Here is a 4,667-nt window from a genome sequence, read left to right as displayed (position 1 = left end):
GCGGCGTTTTTCAAGGTAATGATGGCTACGCCCTCTGCTGTGTCCTAATAGGCTTGATATATACCTATAGGCTTTCAACCAATCCAAGTTCATTACTTGTAATCTGGTTTAATTTTTTGCTGAAACCACCCCTGTTGATCCCTAACATCCTAGCAGCCTTTGATTGATTACCACGCGTATGAGTTATCAACTCAGTAAACAATGTGTCTAGCACCGTAGGAGTAACCCAAGACATATCCGGACTAGCTGATTTATTATCAAACCATGTTAGCTCCAGTTCTGCTCGGATAAATTTTTTCAAATGGTCTTTGTTGATTGGGGTTAGTTGGTCATTCATATAAATTGAAGGTTGTTAATCGATTTTATCATGTTGGCAAATTTATCATGAAAGTGCCTTAAAATCTGCTAACTCCCAAATTTGATGTCATGCAGACTTTGGTTTGTAGTCGCTTGGTGAGCACGGTCATCTTGACTTGAGTATGTCGTCTACTCAACAACTATGAGTTAGAAGTGTTCGGATTCCGAACAAGGAATCCGAATTCAAGCGTTGCCTTCCCAGCCTTAGCTCATCAATAGCTATCATCCTGATAAATATCACCTTACAAACTATACCCACCATCTATCGATCATCTATCGTTTGTGTTTTAATGCATCTAAATGCTTATCAGGTAATCTTCAAATGGCACGAAAAAACGATGGAATCATATGGCACTTAATGGACGCTCCATGGTGGTTAAGCGTAGTACTCTCTGCTTGTATTTATTTTGGGCTTTCATATCTATTACCTAGCTTGGCCGTGGATAGCAATAATTTCATCTTTGAAGCTATTGCTCCAAACTTGCCCTTGATGGCTCCATATTTTACGTTCTTATTTCTTCTCCCCGCACCGATAGCGTTTTTCAAGCAATATCAGAGGAAAAGAAGCTATCTCAAGACGAACACTCAGATTAAAATTCAGAGGAATACTTCCCCACTAAATCACCTGACTTGGATCGAATTTGAAAGTTACATCGGAGAATACTTTAAGTCTCAAGGGTATGCGGTCAAACAGTCTTTCGCTCAAAAATCTGATGGCGGTGTTGATATTTGGCTTACAAAAGATAGTGAATTAAGCCTTGTACAATGTAAGCATTGGAAAACTCGCAAAGTGGGTGTGCAAATTCTAAGGGAAATGTACGGTGTCATGATCGCGAACAATGCCAGTAAGATGATTATCGTAACTTCAGGAGACTTTACTTCTGAGGCTGTCACTTTTTCTCTAGATAAGCGCCTGTGGCTAGTCAACGGCAGCGAACTAGTACATATGATTGAAGATGGCCGCAGCTTTCAAAATAAACCCTCAATATCGCCCCAAACACACAGGGCAGGCGTCGAATCTATGATTTGTCCTAGTTGCCAATCTAAGCTTGTAATGCGTGTTGCTAAGCGAGGAGCTAAATCTGGTATGTCTTTTTATGGTTGCTCTACGTATCCAAAGTGTCGTTATACTTGCGACTGCTGAGTTTTAATCTATTCGCAAAATACGCTTGTTGTAGCAAGTAATCTTTGATGGCCCGAAAGTTGCTGCTGGCATCTATGCTATTTGGCATGGCCAACAACTGATTTATTGCGGTATCTCTGAAAGACAAGGCTAGGTCTGGCAAGATATTGGAGCAATTACCTCTTTTAAACCCTCTCTAGATGAACCTTGTCCAGTTCTGAGTCAGCATGTCGTCGCGACTCATGTTCTCAATCTCTATTGTCTTCCGACAGTTGGAATTGCGGCGTTTCTTTCTCTGGTAAAATAAAGCAGAGAATGCTCTAACTTACTTGTCGCTCTCCAATTTTCCAAGCTATGTACTTGTAAACTTGCCTACCGCAATCATCTGATACATAATGACACTACCATCTGATAAGGAGTTATTGTTATGTCACAAATGCAAGCATTCAAGCCTGTTAAACAGCCAGCTAGCTTTTGGCAGCAAGTAGGTATTCCATCGCGAGGGGTAACCCTTTATGAGTCTGTTCATAAAGGTCTGGATTTTGATGTTTTTGACAAACTAGCCAAGCACTCTAAATTGGAAAAGAAAGAGTTGGCTACCGCTGTTACAATTCCACCAGCCACACTAAACCGCAGATCGAAAGCTGGACGTTTTAACAAAGACGAAAGTGATCGTTTGTACCGTTTTGCTGAGATATTCAACCAAACCATCAACTTGTTTGAAGGTGATATTTTGGCCGCGTGTGAATGGATCAAATCCCCTGTGGTTGGTTTGGGTAATCGCCGCCCTATCGATATGGTTGCCACAACTGCTGAATCAGAGGGTGTGCTAAACCTAATTGGACGATTAGAGCATGGGGTATTTTCTTGATCACTTTGTACCGAATCGTAAAGGAAAAGTGGGAAGAGTCAGCTTTCGATGGCGAAGGCTCCAGACTGTACGGAGGGCGTTGGAATTCTATTGGACGGTCTGCGGTTTATGTTGCTGCGTCAGAGTCACTTGCCATTTTAGAAATCTTGGTTCATCTCAAAAATACCAAAGTACTTGAAAATTATGTCTTGTTTACGTTGGAACTGGATGAAGCCGATGCTTTGGTCCTTGAAAATGACGACTTACCGGACAACTGGAATGAAGAGCCAGCCCCGCTTCAGACAGCCGAAATCGGTGATCAATGGTTATCGAGCTATTCAAGCTTGGCGCTGGCGATCCCATCGGTGATTGTGCCTCGCGAACAAAACTATGTGCTCAACACAAAACATCCAGGTTATCCAAAACTCATCAAAACAGCCAAAAAACACGAAATTTCTTTCGATACGCGGCTTCTATAAATCAGCTATTCCCACTGTAATTGTCCGAGGACATTAAAGTTTGTCAGTTCCAATTTAGTTTGATCTGTTTTTGGCTACATCAAGTTAGACGGCGAAGATAAGTTAAACCACTTTCGCCCCGTTATTTTTCACAGAAAAAAGCGGTTCAACACTCCTCAGCTGAGTTTAGGCGATTAAAACTAATGCAATCGCACAAAAATTCAGTCTTGTTTTTCACTAGATAGAGCTAAACGAAATATTGTAATTAACGGTTCTAAATCGAGTGATACCCCTGCAATATTTGCATCAATCCATTCTTGTTGAGTAATTTTAGGCCACTCGATGGTGTAGCCAAGGACAAATACGAGTTCTTCAAAGAAAAAACGTAAAGTTCGGCCATTACCTTCCCTAAAAGGATGTAACAAATTTAATTCGCAAAATAGACTGGCTAATTCTTGGATAAGATCAGGCAAAGCCAAATTGTCTAACGAAGGGATAATATCAAATAATTTTGAAGCTTCAGCTTCAATCCTAGAAACGGTACAGAATCGAGTGTAGCCTTTAGATATATCCACTTCTCGAACTTGACCTGCCCATTCAAAAATATCTTGGAATAGATGGTGATGTAGACATTTGAGGTGATTGAAGTCTAAATGCTTGATTTCAGAAACATTACTTTTGTATGAAAGGTACCTATAACTCGTAAACTCAACTTCGGCTTTTTCAAGTTCATCCGAGTCAAGTATATTCAATCTGTTAATTAAAACATCAGAATTTGAGTAACAGTATTTGTCCTGTTACTGTTCCTTAATATCCCCACATTTTGCAAAGTTAGGACGAAACAACAATCAATTGACCACAGATATTTGATTGAAATCCAATATAGATCACATCATTTGTTCCACATTGCGGAATTGGTAAGTCTTTTTGTTTCACTTTTTAACCAGTTAACAGTTATTAGAGAAAAACTTAATAAGGAAATATTTCGTAACTTTGCTCACAGAATATTTTCGGAATAAAAACAATAATTGATTCCGTATTATGGAATTCAACTTATCGGAGAACACAGATGCCTTTAGTATCAACAGAAAAACTACAACAAGAATACGAACGAATCCTTTTAGCTCGCGACATGAAGCCAGAGATGGCAACCAAGCTTGCGGCTGGTTTTGTTGAGATGGCAAACGAAGGCACTTACTCACATGGCATCAACCGTTTTCCAGTATTCATTGACCAAGTAGATAAAGGTCAAATCAAACTCAATGCGGAACCAGAATGCGTTAACAGCATGGGTGCACTCGAGCAATGGGATTGTAACTACGGCCCAGGCGTTCTTAACGGTCTTATCTGTGCAGAACGTGCCATGGAATTGGCTCGTGACTACGGCATTGGCATGGTCGGTATGCGTAATTCTAACCACTGGATGCGTGGCGGTGCTTACGTATTGAAAATGGCTCGCGAAGGTTTTGCAGGAATTGCATCAACCAACTCAATCGCAGTGATGCCAGCATGGGGTGGTAAAGATCACCGTGTTGGTTCAAACCCTCTCATCATGGCGGTTGCGGGCGATCCACCGGTGGTTGTTGACTGTTCAATGAGCCAATTTTCTTACGGCCAACTACAAAACTTCGTGCTTGCTGACAAAGAACTCCCTGTTGTTGGTGGCTTTGACAACGAAGGTGAACTCACTAAAGACCCGCATGTACTGTGGGAAAACAAACGCCTACTTCCAATGGGTTTCTGGAAAGGTTCATCAATGGCAATCGTACTAGACATGATGCTAACGGCAATCACTGGCGGCCACTCAGTACCTGCACTGACTGAAGATATGGGTGGCGAGTTTGGTGTATCTCAGTTCCTTATCGCTATCGACTTAAGC

At 41.2% G+C, this 4,667-nt stretch carries 6 protein-coding genes; 4 read left to right on the top strand and 2 right to left on the bottom strand.

The window, feature by feature from the left end; all coding sequences use genetic code 11:
- Nucleotides 1-64: 64 nt before the first annotated feature.
- On the bottom strand, nt 65-337 hold the full coding sequence (locus AB4496_RS00615; protein WP_102257490.1) for a helix-turn-helix domain-containing protein: 273 nt from the start codon (nt 335-337) through the stop codon (nt 65-67).
- Nucleotides 338-679: 342 nt separating this feature from the next.
- Between AB4496_RS00615 and AB4496_RS00610 the strand changes: the two genes are divergently transcribed.
- From AB4496_RS00610 to AB4496_RS00600, 3 genes are all read left to right on the top strand, one after another.
- Nucleotides 680-1,501 (top strand): restriction endonuclease, encoded by an 822-nt coding sequence (locus AB4496_RS00610; RefSeq protein WP_102257489.1) that lies wholly within the window; start codon nt 680-682, stop codon nt 1,499-1,501.
- Nucleotides 1,502-1,907: 406 nt separating this feature from the next.
- Nucleotides 1,908-2,351, top strand: coding sequence for an antitoxin Xre-like helix-turn-helix domain-containing protein (locus tag AB4496_RS00605; RefSeq protein ID WP_016800265.1), 444 nt, complete (start codon nt 1,908-1,910; stop codon nt 2,349-2,351).
- On the top strand, nt 2,348-2,809 hold the full coding sequence (locus tag AB4496_RS00600) for an RES family NAD+ phosphorylase (RefSeq protein WP_016800264.1): 462 nt from the start codon (nt 2,348-2,350) through the stop codon (nt 2,807-2,809). Before AB4496_RS00605 ends, AB4496_RS00600 begins: the two co-directional genes overlap by 4 nt.
- A gap of 200 nt (nt 2,810-3,009) precedes the next feature.
- On the opposite strand, the gene AB4496_RS00595 is transcribed toward AB4496_RS00600, so the two are convergent.
- The gene (locus AB4496_RS00595) at nt 3,010-3,540 is read right to left on the bottom strand and encodes a Fic/DOC family protein (protein ID WP_372130483.1); all 531 of its coding nucleotides are present in this window, start codon (nt 3,538-3,540) and stop codon (nt 3,010-3,012) included.
- Between the two features lie 317 nt (nt 3,541-3,857).
- On the opposite strand from AB4496_RS00595, the gene yiaK reads away from it, so the two are divergent.
- Nucleotides 3,858-4,667, top strand: an 810-nt coding sequence (yiaK, locus tag AB4496_RS00590; RefSeq protein WP_372130482.1) for a 3-dehydro-L-gulonate 2-dehydrogenase, incomplete at its 3' end; no start/stop codon positions are given.

Origin of the sequence: Vibrio sp. 10N.222.46.A1, from assembly GCF_041473595.1 — a bacterium.
Lineage (GTDB): Bacteria > Pseudomonadota > Gammaproteobacteria > Enterobacterales > Vibrionaceae > Vibrio > Vibrio tasmaniensis_A.
This window is presented reverse-complemented; position numbering and strand designations above follow the sequence as displayed.